General features: G+C 68.6%; 13 protein-coding genes and 1 pseudogene. 7 read left to right on the forward strand and 7 right to left on the reverse strand.

The window, feature by feature from the left end; all coding sequences use genetic code 11:
- Positions 1-241: 241 nt before the first annotated feature.
- Entirely contained in the window at positions 242-2,677 is a 2,436-nt protein-coding gene (locus tag ACTWJ5_RS21250) for a TonB-dependent siderophore receptor (protein WP_444436483.1), read from the reverse strand.
- Positions 2,678-2,763: 86 nt separating this feature from the next.
- Positions 2,764-4,155 (reverse strand): aminotransferase-like domain-containing protein, encoded by a 1,392-nt coding sequence (locus ACTWJ5_RS21255; RefSeq protein ID WP_444436484.1) that lies wholly within the window; start codon positions 4,153-4,155, stop codon positions 2,764-2,766.
- A gap of 124 nt (positions 4,156-4,279) precedes the next feature.
- Between ACTWJ5_RS21255 and ACTWJ5_RS21260 the strand changes: the two are divergent.
- The 3 genes and pseudogenes from ACTWJ5_RS21260 (at position 4,280) to ACTWJ5_RS21270 (ending at position 9,047) form a co-directional block, all read left to right on the forward strand.
- A pseudogene (locus tag ACTWJ5_RS21260) lies at positions 4,280-5,142 on the forward strand (DMT family transporter).
- 426 nt (positions 5,143-5,568) lie between these two features.
- On the forward strand, positions 5,569-7,596 hold the full coding sequence (locus ACTWJ5_RS21265; protein WP_444439633.1) for a DEAD/DEAH box helicase: 2,028 nt from the start codon (positions 5,569-5,571) through the stop codon (positions 7,594-7,596).
- A 314-nt stretch (positions 7,597-7,910) separates the two neighbouring features.
- Positions 7,911-9,047: an IS481 family transposase gene (locus ACTWJ5_RS21270; RefSeq protein WP_135499969.1), complete on the forward strand. Its 1,137-nt coding sequence runs from the start codon at positions 7,911-7,913 to the stop codon at positions 9,045-9,047.
- A 165-nt stretch (positions 9,048-9,212) separates the two neighbouring features.
- Here ACTWJ5_RS21270 and ACTWJ5_RS21275 read toward each other — a convergent pair whose 3' ends face one another.
- Positions 9,213-10,208: an alpha/beta fold hydrolase gene (locus tag ACTWJ5_RS21275; RefSeq protein WP_074981063.1), complete on the reverse strand. Its 996-nt coding sequence runs from the start codon at positions 10,206-10,208 to the stop codon at positions 9,213-9,215.
- A gap of 190 nt (positions 10,209-10,398) precedes the next feature.
- On the opposite strand from ACTWJ5_RS21275, the gene ACTWJ5_RS21280 reads away from it, so the two are divergent.
- Positions 10,399-10,842: a CopD family copper resistance protein gene (locus tag ACTWJ5_RS21280; protein ID WP_074981066.1), complete on the forward strand. Its 444-nt coding sequence runs from the start codon at positions 10,399-10,401 to the stop codon at positions 10,840-10,842.
- A 100-nt stretch (positions 10,843-10,942) separates the two neighbouring features.
- Positions 10,943-11,863, forward strand: a complete 921-nt coding sequence (gene metR / locus ACTWJ5_RS21285) for a transcriptional regulator MetR (RefSeq protein ID WP_074981068.1) — start codon at positions 10,943-10,945, stop codon at positions 11,861-11,863.
- A 642-nt stretch (positions 11,864-12,505) separates the two neighbouring features.
- On the opposite strand, the gene ACTWJ5_RS21290 is transcribed toward metR, so the two are convergent.
- The 3 genes from ACTWJ5_RS21290 to ACTWJ5_RS21300 form a co-directional block, all read right to left on the reverse strand.
- Positions 12,506-13,150: a glutathione S-transferase family protein gene (locus ACTWJ5_RS21290; RefSeq protein ID WP_444436485.1), complete on the reverse strand. Its 645-nt coding sequence runs from the start codon at positions 13,148-13,150 to the stop codon at positions 12,506-12,508.
- Between the two features lie 111 nt (positions 13,151-13,261).
- Positions 13,262-14,449: a CaiB/BaiF CoA transferase family protein gene (locus ACTWJ5_RS21295; protein ID WP_444436486.1), complete on the reverse strand. Its 1,188-nt coding sequence runs from the start codon at positions 14,447-14,449 to the stop codon at positions 13,262-13,264.
- Positions 14,450-14,488: 39 nt separating this feature from the next.
- Complete coding sequence (locus ACTWJ5_RS21300) at positions 14,489-16,207, reverse strand: acyl-CoA dehydrogenase family protein (RefSeq protein WP_444436487.1); 1,719 nt, start codon at positions 16,205-16,207, stop codon at positions 14,489-14,491.
- Positions 16,208-16,326: 119 nt separating this feature from the next.
- Here ACTWJ5_RS21300 and ACTWJ5_RS21305 point away from each other — a divergent pair, with 119 nt between their 5' ends.
- Both ACTWJ5_RS21305 and ACTWJ5_RS21310 read left to right on the forward strand, forming a co-directional pair.
- Entirely contained in the window at positions 16,327-17,241 is a 915-nt protein-coding gene (locus tag ACTWJ5_RS21305; protein WP_444436488.1) for a LysR substrate-binding domain-containing protein, read from the forward strand.
- Between the two features lie 160 nt (positions 17,242-17,401).
- Complete coding sequence (locus ACTWJ5_RS21310) at positions 17,402-18,817, forward strand: MFS transporter (RefSeq protein ID WP_444436489.1); 1,416 nt, start codon at positions 17,402-17,404, stop codon at positions 18,815-18,817.
- 1 nt (position 18,818) lies between these two features.
- On the opposite strand, the gene ACTWJ5_RS21315 is transcribed toward ACTWJ5_RS21310, so the two are convergent.
- Positions 18,819-20,141 (reverse strand): APC family permease, encoded by a 1,323-nt coding sequence (locus tag ACTWJ5_RS21315; protein ID WP_043267009.1) that lies wholly within the window; start codon positions 20,139-20,141, stop codon positions 18,819-18,821.
- Positions 20,142-20,221 lie beyond the last annotated feature (80 nt).

The following is a 20,221-nucleotide window of genomic DNA, read 5'->3' on the forward strand; positions in this document are numbered from 1 at the left end:
TTGGCGTGGGCTGTGGGCAAGGTGAAACGGCGTATAACCGCGAACGGTTATACGCCCTACGTCGCGGTCGAGCTTGGCGTAGGGCGAATAACGCTCCGCGTTATCCGCCGTTTGGCCTTGGTCCGAGGCGGCGCCGGGTTTGGCCTTGGCGTGGGCTGTGGCCATGGTGAAACGGCGTATAACCGCGAACGGTTATGCGCCCTACGTCACTTGGCCGTTTGGTCTTGGTCCAGGGCCAGGATCACCAGCGGTAGGTGGCGCTGCCCAGCACGTTGCGGCCGTTGCCGTAGATGCAGCGGGTGGCGTCGTAGCAGCCGGCGATGTACTCGCGGTCGGTCAGGTTGGTGGCGTTGACGGCGAAGCGCCAGGGACCGGTGTCGTAGTGCACGGCGGCGTCCAGCAGGGTGTAGCTGGGCACGTTCAGCGAGTTGTCCGGCGCCCCCGGGTTGCGGCCGTTGTAGCGCACCCCGGCGCCGAAGCCCAGGCCCTTGAGCTGGCCGTCGCGCAGGGTGTAGTCGGCCCACAGCGAGGCGATGTTGCGCGGCGTGGGGATGCTGATCGGCGTCTTGCCGTCGCTTTCGTCGTTGGCCTTGGTGTTCTTCACGTCCTGGTAGGTGTAGGTGGCGATCAGGTTCAGCTCGCGGGTCACCGCGCCGACGGCCTCCAGCTCCATGCCGCGCGAGCGCACTTCGCCGGTCTGCACGTAGCTGTTGACGTGGGTGGGGTCGGTGTCCGGGGTCAGCACGTCGCGCTGGGTGATCTCGAACACCGCCGCGCTCACGCTGCTGTCCGAGCCCTTGGGCTGGAACTTCACGCCCACTTCGTACTGCTTGGCCTTGGTCGGATCGAAGGGCTTGCCGGCGTAGTCGGTGCCGGCGTTGGGGGTGAAGCCCTCGCTGTAGCTGAAGTACGGCGCCAGGCCGTTGTCCGCCAGGTAGACCAGGCCGACGCGGCCGCTGAAGGCCTCGTCCTTCTGGCTGGTGTGGCTGCTGGAGGCAGTGCTCCAGCTGTCGGTGCTGGCTCTGGCCCAGTCGTAGCGGCCGCCCAGGGACAGCACCCAGTGCTCGTCGAAGTGCAGCTGGTCCTGCAGGTAGACGCCGGTCTGGCGCGAGGTCTGGTCGCTGTAGGTCCAGTCGTCGGCGGTGAAGGCCGAGGCATCCACCGGGCCGTAGGACGGGCCGCCGTAGAGGTCCAGCGGGGTGGTCAGCACGTAGGCCTGCGGGTCCTTGGTGTGCTGGCGCTGCCAGTCCAGGCCCAGCAGCAGGGTGTGGCGCAGCCAGCCGGTGTTGAAGTCGGCCTGGGCCTGGTTGTCCAGGGTCCAGCGGCTGTACTCGGGGTTCTCGATGCCGGCGAAGCGCATCAGGGTGCGGTCGTCGCCCATGTCCCAGTAGGCCAGGGTGCCGACGCCGTAGACCATGTTGTCGTTGAGGTCGAGGTGGGAATAGCGCAGGTTCTGGCGCACCTGCCAGACGTCGTTCAGGCGCTTCTCGAACTCGTAGCCCAGGCTGTACTGCTCCTTCTCGTATTTGGAGAAGTGCTCGTCGCCGGTGAAGTAGCTGCGGTGGATCTTGCCGTAGGCGCTGTGGTTGAGCGTGCCCGAGGCCGGCAGGAAGTTGTCCTGGGCGTTGTTGTCGTCCTTCAGGTAGCTGGCCAGCAGGGTCAGGCGGGTGTCCTCGTCGGGTTGCCAGCTCAGCGACGGCGCCAGGGCCGCGCGGCGGTCCTCCCAGGGGGTGTCGCGGATGTCGCCGTCATGGCCGACGGCGACCACCCGGTAGCTCCACACCCCGGCGGCGTCCAGCGGGCCGGTGCTGTCGATGCCCAACTGCTTGCGCGCATCGCTGCCGTACTGCACCTGGATTTCGTGCTGGGCCACGGTGCTCGGGCGCTTGGACACCTGGTTGATCACCCCGCCCGGGTCGCCCTGGCCATAGAGCACGCCGGCCGGGCCGCGCAGCACTTCCACGCGCTCCAGCATGTAGGGGTCGACCATCCAGCTGGCCAGGTTGATGGTGGTGGGCAGCTGCAGGCCGTCCTGGTAGGTGGTCGGCGAGAAGCCGCGGATCACCGTGTACCAGTCGGAGCGGTTGTTGGAGCCGTAGGACGACACGCCCGGGGTGTAGCGCAGCGCTTCGTTCACCGACTGCACGCCCTGGGCCTGCATGCGCTCGCGGGTGACCACCGAGATCGACTGCGGGGTCTCGTGGATCGGCGTGTCGGTCTTGGTCGCGGTGACGCTGCGCCTGGCCAGGTAGCCGTGGGCCGGGCCCTTGGGGTCTTCCTCGGCCTGAGCGGTGATGGTCTGCGCCTTCATCTCCAGGGCGCCTTCGGTGGCGCTGCGCTGCAGGCGGTAGCTGCCGTCGGCGCTGGATTCGGCGGCCAGGCCGCTGCCGGAGAGCAGCACGGCGAAGCCGGCCTCCACCGGGTAGTCGCCCTCCAGGCCCGGACTGCGCAGGCCGCGGGTCAGCGCCGGGTCGAAGGTCAGCAGCACGCCGGCCTGGCGCGCGTAGGCGTTGAGCGCATCTTCCAGGCTGCCGGCCGGCACCTTGAAGTGGTGCGCGGCGGGCGCGGCCAGGGCCGGTACGGCGACGGCCAGCGGCAGGCTGGCGGCCAGGCCCAGGCTGGCGATGCGCAGGGCGCGCAGCAGCGGGCGCGGCGACGTGTTGGGGAAGCGGGACATGCTGTGGATTTCCTCGTTCGCACAAGCGGGATTGCACAGAGGCCGAACGACCGTGGAAAACCTGCAGAAAAAAATCAGAAAAGTTTTCAGCGCCCCCGCCGGGCCTTCTCCATGGCCCGTTCGAGCAGTTGGAAGACCCGCGGCGACTGGCACTGGGCGACGTTGAAGCGCAGGAAGTCCGGTGCGTTCTGGCCCAGGCTGAAGACGTTGCCCGGCGCCAGCACCATGCCCTGCTCCAGCGCCGCGCGGGACACCGCGGCGGCATCCAGAGCGCCGGGCAGGCGCGCCCAGACGAACACCCCGCCGCGCGGTTCCAGCCAGGGCTGCAGGCCCAGGCCGCGCAGGCGCGCCAGGGTGTCGCCCATGGCGTCGGCCAGGCGCACGCGCAGGCTTTCTATATGCCGGCGGTAGCCGCCCTTGCGCAGCAGCTCGTGGAGCAGTTCGGCATTGAACGGGCTGTTGCCGAACGAGGTGGCCAGCTTCAGGTCCACCAGTTGCTCGCACCATTCCGGTCGCGCCGCGATATAGCCGCAGCGCACCGAGGCGGACAGCGTCTTGGAGAAGCTGCCGACCTGGATCACCCGCTGCAAACCGTCGAAGGCCGATAGCCGCGGCGCCTGCTCGTGCTCGAAGTCGGCGAAGATGTCGTCCTCGACTATCAGCAGGTCATGGGCCTCGGCCAGCTTCAGCAGGCGGTGCGCCACCAGCGGCGAGAGCTGCGCGCCGGTGGGGTTGTGGAAGGCCGAGTTGGTGATGTACAGGCGCGGCCGGTGGCGCTGCAGGATACCGGCCAGGGCCTCGATGTCCGGCCCCTGCGGCGTGTAGGGCACGCCGATGGCCACCGCGCGGTGGGCGCGCAGCAGGGCCTGGAAGTTGAAGTAGCCGGGGTCGTCCACCAGCACCTCGTCGCCGGGCTCCAGCAGGAAGCGGCAGACCAGGTCGATGGCGTGGGTGCCGCCGTCGGTGAGCACGATCTGCTGCGCGCCGACCTGCAGGCCGTAGTCGCCCAGGCGCCGCGCCAGCTGCTCGCGCAGGCCGGCGTGGCCGTAGGGGCGGCCGTACTCCAGCAGGCTCGACTGCGGCTCGCGGGCCAACTGGCGCAGGGCGCGGCGCAGCTCGTCCTCCGGCAGCCAGGACGGCGGCAGCCAGCCGCAGCCGGGCTTGAGCGAATCCTCGGCGGCTTCCAGCGCCTGGCGGGAAATCCATAGCGGGTCGATGCTGCGGTCCAGCGCCGGGCCGATCTCGGCCAGCGACAGCGGCGGCAGCCGGCCGCAAACGTAGAAGCCGGAACCGCGCCGGGCGGCGATCAGGCCCTCGGCGGCGAGGCGCTCGTAGGCCTCCACCACGGTGCTCTTGGACACCTCCAGGCTCTGCGCCAGCGCGCGGATCGACGGCAGCCGCTCGCCCGGCACCAGGCTGCGCGCCGCCAGGCGTTCGCGCACCTGGCGCATCACCCCGTCCACCCGTGTCACGGCCATGGTCACCTCGACTGTACCGATGAAAATCCAGGACAGTTTGTTCGAATTGTACTGATCTGTCACTGGCCGCCCGCCCTCCCCGGCGCCACCATCGAGACTCCCCTCTCCTCTTGGCGAATGCTCGATGAATGCTTCTCTCGGCGGTTGGTTCAGCGGTTTCCTCGGCGTGCTCATCTTCAGCGGCTCGCTGCCGGCCACGCGGGTGGCGGTGGGCAGCTTCGAACCGACCTTCCTCACCCTGGCCCGGGCCAGCATCGCCGGGCTGCTGGCCGCGGCCATCCTCTTCGTGCTGCGCCAACGCCGCCCGGCGCGCCAGGACATCCCGCGCTGCTGGTGGTGGCCCTGGGCGTGGTGGTCGGCTTCCCGCTGCTCACCGCCCTGGCGCTGCGCCACGTCAGCTCGGCCCACGCCATCGTCTTCGTCGGCCTGCTGCCGCTGGCCACCGCCAGCTTCGCCGTGCTGCGCGCCGGCGAGCGGCCGCGCCCGGCGTTCTGGGCGTTCTCGCTGCTCGGCAGCGCGGCGGTGGCCGGCTACGCGCTGAGCCAGGGCGGCGCCGGCAGCCTGCTGGGCGACCTGTTGATGCTGGCGGCCATCCTCGCCTGCGGCCTGGGCTACGCCGAGGGCGCGCGGCTGTCGCGGCACCTGAGCAGCTGGCAGGTGATCTGCTGGGTGCTGGTGCTGTCGTTGCCGCTGATGCTGCCGCTGACCCTATGGACCTGGCCAGCCGACCTCGCCGCGGCCAGCCTGCCGGCCTGGCTGAGCCTGGGCTACGTGTCGCTGTTCAGCATGCTCATCGGGTTCTTCTTCTGGTACCACGGCCTGGCCCGCGGCGGCATCGCCGCGGTGGGCCAGTTGCAACTGCTGCAACCCTTCTTCGGCCTGGCCCTGGCCGGCCTGCTGCTGCACGAGCAGGTCAGCCCGCTGATGGCCGTCTCGACCCTGGCGGTGGTGGCTTGCGTGGCGGGGGCGCGGCGCTTCGCCCGCTGAGCCGCCTGTGGCAGCGCGTCGCGGGAAATAGGGGTATCATCGGGCGTTTGTGTATTTCCCCGGGCTTGCCGGAAGGAACCTCCGATGACCCCACCCGCCGAGCCGCCGGCGGCGCCCGCCGACCTGGCGCCGCGCCCGCGCCTGACCCTGGGCAGCCACGTGCACAGCGGCTTCGACCTGCGCAGCGGGCGCATGCAGAACATCGCCCGGCACCGCGCCGCGCTGGCCTTCCTGTACGCCGGCATGCCCGTCTCGGGGCCAATCAACCCGCGCACCGGCAACGAGCTGCGGGTGTTCCGCGACGACCGCATCGTCCGCCTCAGCCGCCAGCCCGAGCGCGAGCAGCAACTGCGCCAGCAACTGCGCCAGTTCGGCTTCAAGCCGGCGATGCGCCGCAGCGACGCCCTGGAGGAAAGCGCCGGTGAGATGTTCGAGCTGCCCGACGACGCCACCTGGCAGCAATTCATGCGCGAGGGCCTGCCGCAGCTGCGCGAGCGCGGCTGGGACGTGGACGTGCGCCCGGAGTTCGTCTTCGACCTGACGCCCATCGAGAACTGGTACGCCGAGATCGAGGAGACCGACGACCGCCAGTGGTTCGACCTGGAACTGGGCATCGAGGTCGACGGCCGCCGCATCAGCCTGCTGCCGGCGCTGATCGAACTGATCCGGCGCATGCCGGCGCTGCTCGACCCGCAGGCCCTGGCCCGCCACCCCGACGACGAGCAACTGGTGCTGCGCCTGGACGCCGGGCGCAACCCGGTGCACAGCTGGCAGACCGCCTCGGAGCGGCCGCTGCGGGTGGCCCTGCCCTTCGGCAAGCTCAAGCCGCTGCTGGGCACCCTGTCGGAGTTCTACCTGGGCGACCAGGCGCCGGTGCGCCGCCTGCGCATGGGCGCGCCGGACGCCGCGCGGCTCTCCGAGCTGGAAGAACTGCCGCTGCGCTGGCAGGGCGGCGACGAGTTGCGCGAGATCGCCCTGCGCCTGCGCGACTACCGCGCCCAGCCGGCGCCGCTGCCCGAGGGCCTGCGCGCCGAGCTGCGCGCCTACCAGCACGAGGGCCTGAGCTGGATGCAAACGCTGCGCGCGGTGGGCGCCAGCGGCATCCTCGCCGACGACATGGGCCTGGGCAAGACGCTGCAGTCCCTGGCCCACGTGCTGCTGGAGAAGCAGGCCGGGCGCCTCAGCGCGCCGGCCCTGGTAGTGATGCCCACCAGCCTGATCCCCAACTGGCTGGACGAGGCCGAGCGCTTCACCCCCGGCCTGCGCGTGCTGGCGCTGCATGGCGCCGGCCGCCGGCGCGACTTCGCGAAGATCGAGGAACACGACCTCATCCTCACCACCTACGCCCTGCTCCCGCGCGATGCGGAAAAGCTCGGCAAGCACGCCTACCACCTGCTGATCCTCGACGAGGCGCAGAACATCAAGAACGCCGGCACCAAGGCGGCCCAGGCCGCGCGCCAGCTGAACGCGCGGCACCGCCTGTGCCTGACCGGCACGCCGCTGGAGAACCACCTGGGCGAGCTCTGGTCGCTGTTCCACTTCCTGCTGCCCGGCTGGCTGGGCGACGCCAAGCAGTTCGCCCAGCACTACCGCACGCCCATCGAGCGCCACGGCGACCAGGCGCGCCTGGCCCACCTGGCCGCGCGCATCCGCCCCTTCCTGCTGCGCCGCACCAAGGAGCAGGTGGCCTCGGAGCTGCCGCCCAAGAGCGAGTTCATCCAGCACATCGAGCTCAGTGAGGCCCAGCGCGACCTCTACGAGACGGTGCGCCTGGCCCTGGACCGCAAGGTCCGCGACGAAATCGCCCGCCGCGGCCTGGCGCGCAGCCGCATCATCATCCTCGAGGCGCTGCTCAAGCTGCGCCAGGTGTGCTGCGACATCCGCCTGGTGCAGAAGGACGCCCCGCCGTCCAGCGGCCGCGCCAAGACGGTGACCTCGGGCAAGCTGGAATACCTGCTGGACATGCTCGAGGAACTGCTCGCCGAGGGCCGCCGCGTGCTGCTGTTCTCGCAGTTCACCTCGATGCTCGCGCTGGTCGGCGAAGCCCTGCAGCAACGCGGCATCGACTACGCCCTGCTGACCGGCGACAGCCGCGACCGCCGCCAGCCGGTGGAAGACTTCCAGCAGGGCCGCGTGCCGCTGTTCCTGATCAGCCTGAAGGCCGGCGGCGTGGGCCTGAACCTGACCGCGGCGGACACGGTGATCCACTACGACCCCTGGTGGAACCCGGCCGCCGAGAACCAGGCCAGCGACCGCGCCTACCGCATCGGCCAGGACAAGCCGGTGTTCGTCTACAAACTGATCGCCCGCGGTACGGTGGAAGAGAAGATCCAGCTGCTGCAGCGGGAGAAGGCCGCGCTGGCGGCCGGCATCCTCGAAGGCGCGGGAACGGATTGGCAGCTGGATGATGCCGATATCGATGCGCTGTTCGCGCCTTTGCCGAAGGCGGTTTGAGGGGTGGATCATCCGGGAGCGTAGGGCGAATAACCGTTCGCGGTTATCCGCCGTTGGCCGTGCCACCGGAACGTCCGGCGTGGCCGGTGACCAATCGCGGACGGAGTCCGCTCCTACGCCCGCGCTTTCCTGGAACCGTAGGAGCAACTGTCTGCGTCGAGGTGCTTTCGTAGGATGGGTTGAGCTTGCGAAACCCATCGGGCCATGGTGATGGGTATCGCTTCGTGTTCTGCCGGGAGACATGGGTAACAGGTGTCGGGAGACATAGGTAACGCATTTAGGATCACGGAATTGCCGTATCGGGAGATCGAGCGATGCCGTGGAAGGAGTGCACACCTGTGTCCAGTCGATATGAGTTCGTTCTCCTGGCAGAACAGCCTGATGCCAACGTGCGGGAGCTGTGCCGGCGCTTCGAGATCAGTCCGAAAACAGCCTACAAGTGGCTTCGACGCTACCAAGAGCAAGGCGAACCGGGATTGCTGGATAAGTCCCGGCGTCCCTTGAGTTGCCCCCGCCGTAGCAGCGAGGACCTGGAGCACGCTGTCCTGGCCTTGCATGAGGCCTATCCCGCCTGGGGCGGCCGCAAACTGCGCAGCCTGATGTCGGGTGACGAGTCTGCACGTCCGCATCACAGCACGCTCGATGCGATTCTGCGCCGGCATGGCCGGCCGTTGCGTTATGGGGCCGACGCCGGCCCTGCCGCGACATCGCGCTTCGAGCACGAGGCGCCAAACGACCTCTGGCAGATGGACTTCAAGGGGCACTTTGCGCTGTTCGGCCAGCGCCAGCATTGCCATCCATTGACGCTGCTCGATGACCACTCACGCTTTGCCCTGTGCCTGGCGGCCTGTGCTGACGAGCGGCGTGAAACGGTCCGCCAACAACTGATCAGGGTATTCCGGCGCTATGGCCTGCCCCGGCGCATTACCAGCGACAACGGCCCACCCTGGGGCTCAACCCGTCGCGGCGGCCTCTCGGCTCTGGAAGTCTGGTTGATGCGCTTGGGCATCAAGGTCGGACACAGCCGGCCTCACCATCCGCAGACCCAAGGCAAGCTCGAACGCTTCCATCAGACGCTCAAGCGCGAGCTGCTGCACGACGCGCACTTCCGCACCCTGGAGCAATGCCAGGCGGGTATGGACCGCTGGCTGGAACAGTACAATCAGCAACGTCCGCATCAGGCGCTGGGCCAGAAGCCGCCCTTGACGCGTTACCGGAGCAGCCCCAGGCCATACCCGGAAAAGTTGCTGGAAGTGGAGTACGAGCCCGGAGAGCGGGTGCTGACGGTACATACCAAGGGCCAGATTCGCCTCGATGGCCGAATGGTATTCGTCAGCGAAGGTCTGGCGGGTGAGCGAGTCGCCATCCGCCCCGCCAAGGAGGATGGCGTACTCGACATCATTTTCATCAACAAAACGGTCCGGCAGGTCGACCTCAGGCAGCCGGAGTGACCATGGGAAACCGTTACCCATGTGTCCCGACAGGCGTTACCTATGTGTCCCGGCAGAACACTTCGCTCAACCCATCCTACGGGGCTTTCCTGGAACCGTAGGAGCGGACTCTGTCCGCGATTCGGCGGATAACGCCGTAGGCGTTATGCGCCCTACGAAAGCCCCCTACAACTGCGCCACATGCCCCGCCGTCTGATGCGCCCGCAGGTAAGGCAACACCGCCGCCAGCAACGGCGCCTTGAACGCCTCCTGGAAACGATGGGCCATCCCCGGAATCAGCTTCAGCTCCGCCCCGCGGATATGCGCCGCCACATGCACCCCATGCATCACCGGCAACAACGGATCGGCGGTGCCATGGATGACCAGGGTAGGCACATTCAAACGGTTGAGCAGGTCGACCCGGCTGGGCTCGGCGAGGATCGCCAGCATCTGCCTCTGCACCCCCTCGGGGTTGAAGGCGCGGTCGTAGGATTGCGCCGCCTGGTGCAGCAGTTGCTCGCGGTCGTCCTTCACCTCCGGGCTGCCCAGGGCGGCGAGCAGGTCGGCCTGTTGCTCGATGGCCTGTTCGCGGCTGCCGGCCTCGCGCCGGGCCAGCAGTTTCAGCAGGCTGTCGCTGGGCGCCGGCAGGCCCTCGGCGCCGGAGCTGGTCATCACCAGGGTCAGGCTGAGCACCCGCTGCGGCGCAAGGTCGGCGACGTGCTGGGCGATCATCCCGCCCATGCTCGCGCCCAGCACGTGGGCCTGCTCGACGTGCAGCCCGTCCAGCAGGCGCAGGGCGTCCCAGGCCATGTCGGTGAGGCTGTAGGGCGCGCTGACCGGCAGGCCCAGGCGGTAGCGGATCACCTCATAGGTGAGGTTGGCGCCGGGCGTGGGCACGCGCCAGGCGCTCAGGCCGACGTCGCGGTTGTCGTAGCGGATGACGCGGAAGCCCTGCTGGCAGAGGGTCTGCACCACTTCGTCGGGCCAGTGGATGAGCTGGCCGCCCAGGCCCATGATCAGCAGCAGCGTCGGGTCCTTCGGCGAGCCTATGCTCTGGTAGGCCAGGCGCACGTCGCCCAGGTCCAGGGTGTCGGTGGGCACCCGTGGGTCGCAACGATCGCCGGCAAAGGCAGTGAGGGGCGCCAGGCACGACAGTGCCAGCGCCAGTAGAAACGCACGCATGTGAAAATCCGGAATGCAGAACCCCAGTGAAAGCCGATTCTGATGAATTTCCGTGCATCGCTCTGCCACACAACCGTGACACTTTGATGAAAGGCGCCGAGCGGTCGCCGCCAGCCTGATCGGCGTCATGGCACGGGCGCGGCCGGCCCGGCATGGTTCCAAGGAAGCAGTCGTTCGCCAAGGGGCGCCCATGAGCTATCCGATCCTGCTGGTCCTGCATCTGCTGGCCGCCATCGCCTTCGTCGGCACCGTGTTCTTCGAGGTGCTGATTCTCGAACGGGTGCGCCGCCATGTACCGGCAGACGCCCTGCGCGCCGTGGAGCGCGCCCTCGGCCAGCGCCTGCGGCGGGTGATGCCCTGGGTGATCCTGACGCTCTTCGGCAGCGGCCTGGGCATGCTCAAACTGCGCTACCTGCCGCTGCTGTCCCATCCGCTGGACTCGCCCTTCGCCACCCTGCTGAGCCTGAAGCTGCTGCTGGCCGCCAGCGTGCTCTGCCACTTCTTCTGCGCCATGTACCTGATGCACAGCGGCGGGATGACCGGACGGCGCTCGCGGATCATCCACTACAGCGTCTTCGCCCACGTCCTGGGCATAGTGCTGCTGGCCAAGGGCATGTTCTACCTGAGCTGGTAGATCGGCGGCGGCACGGGCGGGTCGACAGCCGGCCGCGCATGAGACAAACTCAATCCAGTTTCGGATGTAATCAAGTTTTACTCATGTTGGAAGCGGCGCCATGCTCGAGATTCGTCACCTGAAAACCCTCCACGCCCTGCGTGAAGCCGACAGTCTGGTGGAAGCCGCCGAACGCCTGCACCTGACTCAATCCGCCCTGTCCCACCAGTTCAAGGAACTGGAGGACCGCCTGGGCCTGTCGCTGTTCATCCGCAAGACCAAGCCGGTGCGCTTCACCAGCGCCGGCCTGCGCCTGCTGCAGTTGGCCGACTCCCTGCTGCCGCAGCTGCGCACCGCCGAACGCGACCTGTCCCGCCTGGCCGGCGGCACCGCCGGGCGCCTGCACATGGCCATCGAATGCCACAGCTGCTTCCAGTGGCTGATGCCGACCATCGACCAGTTCCGCGACGCCTGGCCGGAGGTGGAGCTGGACCTGGCCTCGGGCTTCTCCTTCGCCCCGCTGCCGGCCCTGGCCCGCGGCGACCTCGACCTGGTGGTGACCTCCGACCCGGTGGACATCGCCGGCATCACCTACGTGCCGCTGTTCACCTACGAGGCGCTGCTGGCGGTGGACAACCAGCACGCGCTGGCCGGCAAGCCCTACATAGTGCCGGAAGACCTGGCCAGCCAGACGCTGATCACCTACCCCATCGAGCGCGACCGCCTGGACATCTTCACCCGCTTCCTGGAGCCGGCCGACGTCGAGCCGGCCCAGGTGCGCACCTCGGAGCTGACGGTGATGATGATGCAGCTGGTGGCCTCCGGCCGCGGCGTGTGCAGCCTGCCCAACTGGGCGCTGCACGAATACAGCTCGCGCGGCTACGTGACGGCCAAGCGCCTGGGCGAGAAGGGTCTGTACTGCACGCTCTACGCGGCCATCCGCGCGGACATGCTGGATGCGCCCTTCATGCGTGATTTCCTGCTGACGGCCAAGGACACCTCCTTTGCCACGCTGGAAGGGGTCAGCGCGGCGAAGGGTTGAAGTCGTGGGCAGCGCTTGCGCTGGCCCGAAGGGGAATAACCCAGAGACTTCTTTGGGGTTGGGCTTGGCGTAGCGCGCCGCTCCGAGTGTTCGGATGTCTCTCGTTTCGCCCCCTCGGGCGAGTCCCTTTTGTCAAACGCCACAAAAGGACCCAAAAAGGCTTGCCCCAACATACGGGCCCGATAAAGCCGGGCTACCCTCACGAACTCCCCCGCCACGGAGGCCCGCCCCGAGGGTACGTCCCTGTAGCCCGCGGGGCTCTCGCGACATCCATGTCGCATGACCTCCTGAGCGCCGGTTTCGCTCGGCCTTCTGAAGGGGCGTTCCGGAGTTCGCGGATGTTTCTCTGGAAATCCCAAGAGCAAACGCGCTTTTGCTTTTGCTTTTGCTTTTCGTAGGAGCGAGCTTGCTCGCGAACCCCGCAGTCACTGGGTTCCCGAGTTCGCGGGAATGACGGGGTGAAGTAAGGGAGTATCAGGATGACTCTGGAGTTTCCGGCGACTCCGAACAGCCCCCTCTCCCGCTTGCGGGAGAGGGCTGGGGTGAGAGCGCTCTTGAGCCTAGCACCCAAAGCTCTCTGGAAATCCGTAGGGCGGATAACGCCTACGGCGTTATCCGCCGAATCGCGGGCAGGGCCCGCTCCTACACCTTTCCCGCCACCTCGGCGTGTTCCACGTGCCATTGCGCGTCCCGTTCGGCGATCTTGGCGAAGGAGGGCCGCGCGGTGACTTTCGCGATGTAGCGCTCGATGGCCGGGGTCTTCGGCACTATGCCGAAGTGCGTGGTCCAGGCCAGCGCCGAGCCCCAGAGCACGTCCGCCGCAGTGAAGCGTTCGCCGAGCAGGTAGGGCCCCTTCTGCAACTGCTCGTCGATGACCTTCATCACCGTCTCGAAATCGCCGTAGGGGCTGCGCGCCTGGGGTGCCGGCTCGCGGCCGAGGGAGCGGTCGGTCACCGCCGGTTCGAAGCTGGAGCCGTAGAACACCAGCCAGCGCAGGTAGGGCCCGCGCAGCGGGTCGCCGATGGCCGGCGCCAGTCCGGCTTCCGGGTACAGGTCCGCGAGGTAGATGTAGACGGCGCCCTGCTCGGTCACCAGCGCCTCGCCATGGCGGATGGCCGGGACCTTGCCCATCGGGTTGATCGCCAGGTAGGCCGGCTGGCGCTGCTCGCCGGCCTGCATGTTGAGCAGGTGCAGGTCGTAGTCGGCGCCCAGTTCCTCCAGCAGCGCCAGGGTGCCGGAGGAACGGGTTTGCGGGGAGTGGTAGAAGGTGATGCGACGGTCGCTCATGGTGCTTGCCTCTGCCGATGACGGGTCGGCCCAAAAGCATAGACCGCTCGCAGCGGAACGGCGCCATCGCCTGGCGCAGGTCCCCCACGTGGGCAAAACTGCCGGAAAGACTCAGCCGCGGACGATGCCGCGCCGGTACAGGGCCTCGATGGTCTCCGGCGCCAGGCCCAGCTCCGCGAGCACCTCGCGGGTGTTCCCGCCCAGGGCCGGCGGCGCGCTGCGGTAGCTGGCCGGGGTACGCGAGAGCTTCACCGGCGAGGCGATGCCGCGGTAATCGCCCAGTTGCACCACCAGGCCGCGATGCGCGGTGTGCGGGTGCTCCACCACGCGGTCCACCGTGGCGATGGCGCCGCAGGGCACGCCCAGGCGGATCAGCCGTTCGGCCAGCTCGCGGCCGTCGTGCGTCGCCAGGTGGCCCTCCAGCGCCTGCTTGAGCGCTTCGCGGTTGACCGAGCGCTGGCCGTTGTCGGCGAAGCGCGGGTCTTCCAGCAGTTCGCCGGCGCCCAGGTACTCGCACAGCTTGGCGAACTGGCGGTCGTTGCCCACGGCGAGGAAGATCGGCTCGCCGCCGGTGCGGTAGCTGTCGTAGGGGGCGATGTTCGGGTGGGCGTTGCCGGTGCGCTGCGGCGTGCGCCCGGAGGCGAAGTAGTTCGGCAGGTGCGGGTGCAGCAGCGAGATGCCGCAGTCGTACAGGGCGATGTCCACCGACTGCCCGCGCCCGCTGCGTTCGCGCTCGTGCAGCGCCAGCAGGATGCCGGCCACGGCGTTCAGCCCGGTGACCATGTCGACGATCGGCAGGCCGATGCGCAACGGCCCGCCCTCGGCCTCGCCGTTCACGCTCATGAGCCCGGCCATGGCCTGGATCGCCGCGTCGTAGCCAGGCAGCCCGCCGAGCGGGCCGTCGGCGCCGAAGCCGGACACCGCGCAGTGGATCAGCCGCGGGAAACGCGGGCTCAGCACCTCGGCGTAGCCGATGCCCCAACGTGCCAGGGTGCCGGGCTTGAAGTTCTCGATCAGCACGTCGGCGCCTTCCAGCAGTTGCAGCAGCAACTCGATGCCCTCGGGCTTGGACAGGTCGACGGCGATGCCCTTCTTGTTGCGGTTGACGCCACGGAAGTAGGCGGCGGTATCACCCTCGAAGGGCGGGCCCCAGCCGCGCGTCTCGTCGCCGCCCAGGGGTTCCAGCTTGATCACTTCCGCGCCGTGGTCGGCCAGGGCCTGGGAGCAGTAGGGGCCGCCCAGCACGCGGCTCAGATCGATGACTTTCAGGCCACGCAGGGCACCGGTCTCGTGGTTCATGGCAACTCTCTTTTGTCGATTCTTGTCGGTTGCGGGAAGTCAGGCCGGCAGCAGCTGCATGGCTTCGTCCAGGCTCATCTCGCCCTCGTCGAGCAGCCGGGCCAGCAGCGGCGCCCCGGCTTGCAGGCCCAGCGGGTCGCGCGGCAGCAGCTTGTGCTGCAACACCAGGTGGGCCAGGGCCAGGCGCCGGCGGTCGCTGGCCTGGCGGCCGGCCTCCCAGGCCATGAAGATGGCGCTGGCGATGTGGTAGAGCGCGCTGCCGGCCTGGCGCACCTGCTCGTCCTGGCGCGCCTCGGCCACGTCGGCCATGAGCGCCACGCTGCGTTCCAGCAGCGCCTCGAAGCGGGCGCGGCTGGCCTCCGGCAGGCCGCTCTCGGCCAACAGGCCGCGCAGGTACTGGTGCAGCGGCTCCAGGGCCTGTTCGCGTGTGACGGCGCGGGCGATGTCCAGCGCGACAATGTTGCTGGTGCCTTCCCAGATGGAGCCCAGGTGGGCGTCGCGGACCAGGCGCGCGTCGCTCCATTCCTCGATGTAGCCCACCCCGCCGCGCACCTCCATGGCGTCGCCGGTGACGCGCCGGGCATCGCGGCAGGCGCGGAACTTGATCAGCGGAGTGAGGATGCGCACGCACTTCTGTGCCGCGGCGTCGCCGGCGTCGGCGCGCGGCAGCAGGGTGGCGATCTGCATGAACATGGAACGCGCCTGCTCGGCCGGCAGCATCAGCTTCAGCAGTTGCTTCTGCATCAGCGGCATGTCGATCAGGTGCTTGCCGAAGGCACGGCGGTGGCGGGCGATGAACAGCGCCTCGCTGAGCGCCCGGCGCATCAGGCCGGCGGCGCGCACGCCGTTGGACAGGCGCGACATGTTGACCATGTCGGCCATCTGCTGGAAGCCGCGGCCGACCTCGCCGATCAGGTAGGCGGTGGCGCCTTCCAGGCAGATTTCGCCGCTGGCCATGGAGCGGCTGCCCAGCTTGTCCTTCAGGCGCAGGATGCGGTAGGCGTTGCGCGAGCCGTCCGGGCGGTGCTTGGGCAGCAGGAACAGGGTCACGCCCTTCATGCCCTCGGGCGCGCCTTCGGGGCGGGCCAGGACCATGGCCAGGTCGGCGTCGGGGTTGGAGCAGAACCACTTGTCGCCGTACAGCTTCCACTCCCCATCCTGCTGCCGCGCCAGGGTGCGGGTGCGGGCGACGTCGGAGCCGGCGGCCTGTTCGGTCATGAACATGGCGCCCTGGAACAACGTGTCGAAGTCCCGCGAAGCCAGCGATGGCAGGTAGCGCTCCACCAGCTCCGGCGCGCCGAACTTGCGCAGGGTGCGGGTCAGCGAGTCGGTCATGCTGACCGGGCAGCACAGACCGAACTCGGCCTGCACGAACAGATAGGTGAGCGCGTATTTCACCAGCGGCAGCGCGCCGTCCGGGCGGTGGCTCATGGAAGCCAGGCCGAGTTCCGAATAGGCCACGCGCTCGAGGGCGACGTAGTCCGGGTGCTTGCGGATGCTCTGCAGGTCCTCGCCGCGGCGGGTGCGCGGCGCCAGCAGCGGCGGGTTCCTGTCGGCCGACAGGGCCAGCACGTCCAGTTCGTCGCCGGCGCGGGCGCCGAGGCGTTCGAGGGTGTCGCGCCACTGCGCCAGCACCTCCGGCGGCAGGTACACCTCCAGCAGGCGCTGCAGCGAGGGGTCGCAGGCATACAGGTTGATGCCGCGGCTGTCGGGGATGTTCAGGGCGTCTTCGGGGCGGACTTCAGGCATGGCGGTCATGGCGCGTCTCCAGGTCTTGTTCTGGCGCCGAGACTAGGAGTGCGTGACGATAAGTATCCAATACAATAAAAATCATCCACGATAAGAAAAACAAATCGTAGAAACCCGGGTGCCCTGCCATGGACCTCAAGCAACTGCGCTACTTCATCGCCGTCGCCGAGGAGCTGCATTTCGGCCGCGCCGCCGCGCGCCTGTTCATCTCCCAGCCGGCGCTGAGCTTCGACATCAAGAAGCTGGAGGAGCAACTGGGCATCCAGCTGCTGGTGCGCAACAACAAGTCGGTGAAGCTGACCAACGCCGGCCAGGTGCTGCTCGACGAGGCACGCAGCCTGTTGCTGCAGGCCGAGAAGGTGAAGCGCCTGACGCTGCTCTCCGCCGAGGGCGCGGTGGGCCAGCTGCGCGTGGGCTTCGTCAACTCCATGCTCTACCGCGGCCTGCCGCGGGCCATGGCGCGCTTCGAGGCGGAGCAGCCGAACATGGAGGTGGTGCTGATGGAGATGAACACCTCGGAACAGGCCCTGGCGCTGCAACGCGGGCAGATCGACATCGGCTTCGTGCACTGGGCCAGGCTGCCGGCCGGGATCGCCTCCGAATGCCTGGTCGCCGACCCCTTCCTCTGCTGCGTACCGGCCGGCCACCGCCTGGCCGGGCGGGCGCGCATCGACCTCGCCGAGCTGCGCGACGAGGGTTTCATCCTCTTCCCGCGCAGCCTGTCGCCGCACTACCACGACCTGATCATTGCCCGCTGCGTGGACGCCGGCTTCAGCCCGCACATCCGCCACGAGGCGCGGCTGTGGCAGACCATCGCGGCCATGGTCGGCCTGGGCATGGGCGTGGCCCTGCTGCCGCAGACGCTGTGCCTGGCCTGGAAGAACCAGGTGCGCTACCTGGAGATCGAGCAGAGCGGCACGCGCTCGGAAATCCACGCCATCCTCGCCGCGCAGGACGCGCCCCATGCGGCCCAGGCCTTCCTGGCCACGCTCAAGGCCTGCCTGGACGAGGGCGTCGATACGCAATCGCTTATCGCACCATAAGATTAAAAAACTATTGATCCGCAGGGGCGCCGCATAGACTCCGAGCCAACCCGGGGCAACACCGACGCACGCCAGTCGCCACCCCGCGCCCTCCCCCGGAGGGCGCGCGCGGGGCCTGCGCGTCGGCGACCAGAACAACAACAATAAGCAGGACCCGCCCATGCCCAGCACGCCCTCCTCCGCAGACGCAGCGCTGCACCGCAAGGCCCGCAAGGCCGGCATCGCCTCCTTCATCGGCACCACCATCGAGTGGTACGACTTCTACATCTACGGCCTGGCCGCCGCCCTGGTGTTCGGCAAGGTGTTCTTCCCCGCCGACATGGACCCGGGCCTGGCCACGCTGCTGTCCTTCGTCACCCTCTGGTCCGGCTTCGTCGCCCGCCCGCTGGGCGGCATCATCTTCGGCCACCTGGGCGACCGGATCGGGCGCAAGAACACCCTGGTGATCACCCTGATCATGATGGGCATCGCCACCACCTGCATCGGCCTGCTGCCGGTCTACGCGCACATCGGCCTGTGGGCGCCCGTCGCCCTGGTGGCATTGCGGGTGATCCAGGGCGTCGCCGTGGGCGGCGAATGGGGCGGCGCCATCCTCATCGCCAGCGAAAGCGCGCCCAAGGGCAAGGGCATCCTCTACGCCGCCTTCGCCCAGCAGGGCTCGCCCACCGGCAACCTGCTGGCGACCCTGGTGTTCTTCGCCCTCAGCGCCCTGCCCATGCCGGACTTCATCCTCTGGGGCTGGCGCATCCCGTTCCTGATCTCCGCGGCGCTGGTGATCGTCGGCATGATCATCCGCCTGAAGCTGGAGGAATCCGAGGACATGAAGCGCCTGCTGCAACAGAAGAAGACCGTGAAGCTGCCGCTGGTGGAAGTGCTGCGCGAGCACTGGCTGATCGTGCTGCTCGGCGCCGGGGTGCTGCCGATCATCCACGTCACCTACTTCAAGAGCACCTTCGCCCTGTCCTGGGCCACCAAGACCCTCGGCTACAGCCAGGGCACCTTCCTCAGCATCATCGTCATCGCCCTGGTGGTGCAGTTCTTCAGCCAGCCGTTCGGCGCGCTGCTGGCCTCGCGCATCGACATGCGCAAAGCGGCGTGCCTGATGGTGCTGCCGGAGTTCATCCTGATGCCGGCGATGTTCTTCGCCGTGGAAACCAAGGTCTACTGGATAGCCGCCGTGGGCATGTGCCTGGCCACGGTGCCGCACGCGATGTTCTACGGCGCGGTGGGCGGCATCCTCGCCCGCGCCTTCCCCGCGCGGGTGCGCTACACCGGGCTGTCGCTGGCCTACCAGCTGTGCTCGCTGCTGGTGGGCGGCGGCACGCCGGTGCTGGCGCAGTGGATCCTCAACGGCACCGGCAGCATCGTCGGCGTGGCCATCGCCTCTGGGCTCTACGCCCTGGTCTCGCTGGCCTGCACCCTGGCGCTGCTGCGCATCACCGGCTTCCGGGCCGGCGAGCTGTCCAGCGCCGAACGCGCCGACGCCCGCGAACTGGCCGCGGGCGCCGCGCCGGCGGAGGAGCCCGGCGCCCCCGAGCGCGGCCGGCCGTTGCCCGCCGGCCCGCACCCGGCCTGAGTCAGGCCTCCTCGAAGTGCATCTCCGGCGGCTGCTGACGGAAGCCGCCGGTGAGCACGGCCAGGTACAGCACCCCGGCGGTGAGCCAGGCCAGGCCCAGGTAGATGGCCAGGTGGTCGAGGCTGGCCATCAGCCAGAGGTCGGCGACCAGGCCGATCAGCGGGAAGGCCAGGAACAGCACCGCGCCGCGCAGGCCGCGTTCGCCGCGGGCGATCCAGTAGTGGAAGATCACCGACAGGTTGACCAGGCTGAAGGCCAGGAAGGCGCCGAAGTTGATGAACGAGGTGGAAGTGGTCACGTCCATCTCCAGAGCCAGCAGCGCGACCACGCCGCACAGCACGATGCTGCCCACCGGGGTGCCGAAGCGCTCGCTGAGGGTGCCGAAGAAAGCCTTGGGCAGCACGCCGTCGCGGCCCATGGCGAACAGCAGGCGCGAGGCGCTGGCCTGGGCCGACAGGCCGGAGGTGAACTGGCCGACGATCAGGCCGATGAGGAAGAGGCTGACGAAGAGGTCACCGCCGATGTTGCGGGCGATCTCGTAGGCCGCCGAGTCGGCGTTCTGGAACTCGGTGGACGGGTGCGCGAGCTGCACGAAGTAGCTGGCGGCGATGAAGATGAAGCCGCCGATCAGGGTGATCAGCAGGATGGCGCGCGGGATGTTCTTGCGCGGCTCGTGGGTTTCCTCGGTCAGGGTGCTGACCGCGTCGAAGCCCAGGAACGAATAGCAGGCGATGGCCGCGCCGCTCATGATCAGCGGCAGCTGCACGCCCTCCTTGAAGAAGGGTTCCAGCGACCACAGCGGCTTGCTGGCGTCACCCAGCACGTAGTGCACCGCCAGCAGCACGAAGGCCGCCAGCACCAGGAACTGCACCAGCATCAGCACGCTGTTGACGTTCTTCGCCAGGCGCAGGCCGATGACGTTGATGCCGGTGGTCACGCCGATGAAGGCCAGCACCCACAGCGCCTGGGGCACCGCCGGGAAGGCCGAGTGCAGGTAGGCCGCGCCGATCAGCCAGATGGCCATGGGCAGGAACAGGTAGTCCAGCAGCACGCCCCAGCCGGCGAGGAAGCCCAGCTTGGGGCTGATGGACTTGCGCACGTAGGTGTAGGCCGAGCCGGCCACCGGGAAGGCGGCGGCCATGCGCCCGTAGCTGAGCGCGGTGAAGAGCATAGCCACCGAGGCCACGAGGTAGGCCGCGGGCACCACGCCGCCGGTGGTGTCGGCGAGGATGCCGAAGGTGCCGAGGACGATGATGGGGGTCATGTAGGCGATGCCGAACAGCACCACCGAACCCAGCGAGAGGGTGCGCTTGAGTCGAGCCATTGAGTGCTTACTCCGAGTTGTGTTTGTTATGGCAGAGTCGAAATCGACGCGTGCAAAGGCGCCTCCCCTCACCCGGGAGA

The organism is Pseudomonas sp. A6 (genome assembly GCF_052367875.1).
Lineage (GTDB): Bacteria > Pseudomonadota > Gammaproteobacteria > Pseudomonadales > Pseudomonadaceae > Pseudomonas > Pseudomonas citronellolis.

What these genes read in the sequence shown, in the direction of transcription:
- ACTWJ5_RS21305 (WP_444436488.1), top strand. Translation starts at nt 16,327, where the DNA reads ATGGACCTCAAGCAACTGCGCTACTTCATCGCCGTCGCCGAGGAGCTG.
- ACTWJ5_RS21300 (WP_444436487.1), bottom strand. Translation starts at nt 16,207, where the DNA reads ATGACCGCCATGCCTGAAGTCCGCCCCGAAGACGCCCTGAACATCCCC.
- ACTWJ5_RS21290 (WP_444436485.1), bottom strand. Translation starts at nt 13,150, where the DNA reads ATGAGCGACCGTCGCATCACCTTCTACCACTCCCCGCAAACCCGTTCC.
- ACTWJ5_RS21265 (WP_444439633.1), top strand. Translation starts at nt 5,569, where the DNA reads ATGTTCGAGCTGCCCGACGACGCCACCTGGCAGCAATTCATGCGCGAG.
- ACTWJ5_RS21275 (WP_074981063.1), bottom strand. Translation starts at nt 10,208, where the DNA reads ATGCGTGCGTTTCTACTGGCGCTGGCACTGTCGTGCCTGGCGCCCCTC.
- ACTWJ5_RS21315 (WP_043267009.1), bottom strand. Translation starts at nt 20,141, where the DNA reads ATGGCTCGACTCAAGCGCACCCTCTCGCTGGGTTCGGTGGTGCTGTTC.
- ACTWJ5_RS21280 (WP_074981066.1), top strand. Translation starts at nt 10,399, where the DNA reads ATGAGCTATCCGATCCTGCTGGTCCTGCATCTGCTGGCCGCCATCGCC.
- ACTWJ5_RS21270 (WP_135499969.1), top strand. Translation starts at nt 7,911, where the DNA reads ATGCCGTGGAAGGAGTGCACACCTGTGTCCAGTCGATATGAGTTCGTT.
- ACTWJ5_RS21255 (WP_444436484.1), bottom strand. Translation starts at nt 4,155, where the DNA reads ATGGCCGTGACACGGGTGGACGGGGTGATGCGCCAGGTGCGCGAACGC.
- metR (WP_074981068.1), top strand. Translation starts at nt 10,943, where the DNA reads ATGCTCGAGATTCGTCACCTGAAAACCCTCCACGCCCTGCGTGAAGCC.
- ACTWJ5_RS21250 (WP_444436483.1), bottom strand. Translation starts at nt 2,677, where the DNA reads ATGTCCCGCTTCCCCAACACGTCGCCGCGCCCGCTGCTGCGCGCCCTG.
- ACTWJ5_RS21295 (WP_444436486.1), bottom strand. Translation starts at nt 14,449, where the DNA reads ATGAACCACGAGACCGGTGCCCTGCGTGGCCTGAAAGTCATCGATCTG.
- ACTWJ5_RS21310 (WP_444436489.1), top strand. Translation starts at nt 17,402, where the DNA reads ATGCCCAGCACGCCCTCCTCCGCAGACGCAGCGCTGCACCGCAAGGCC.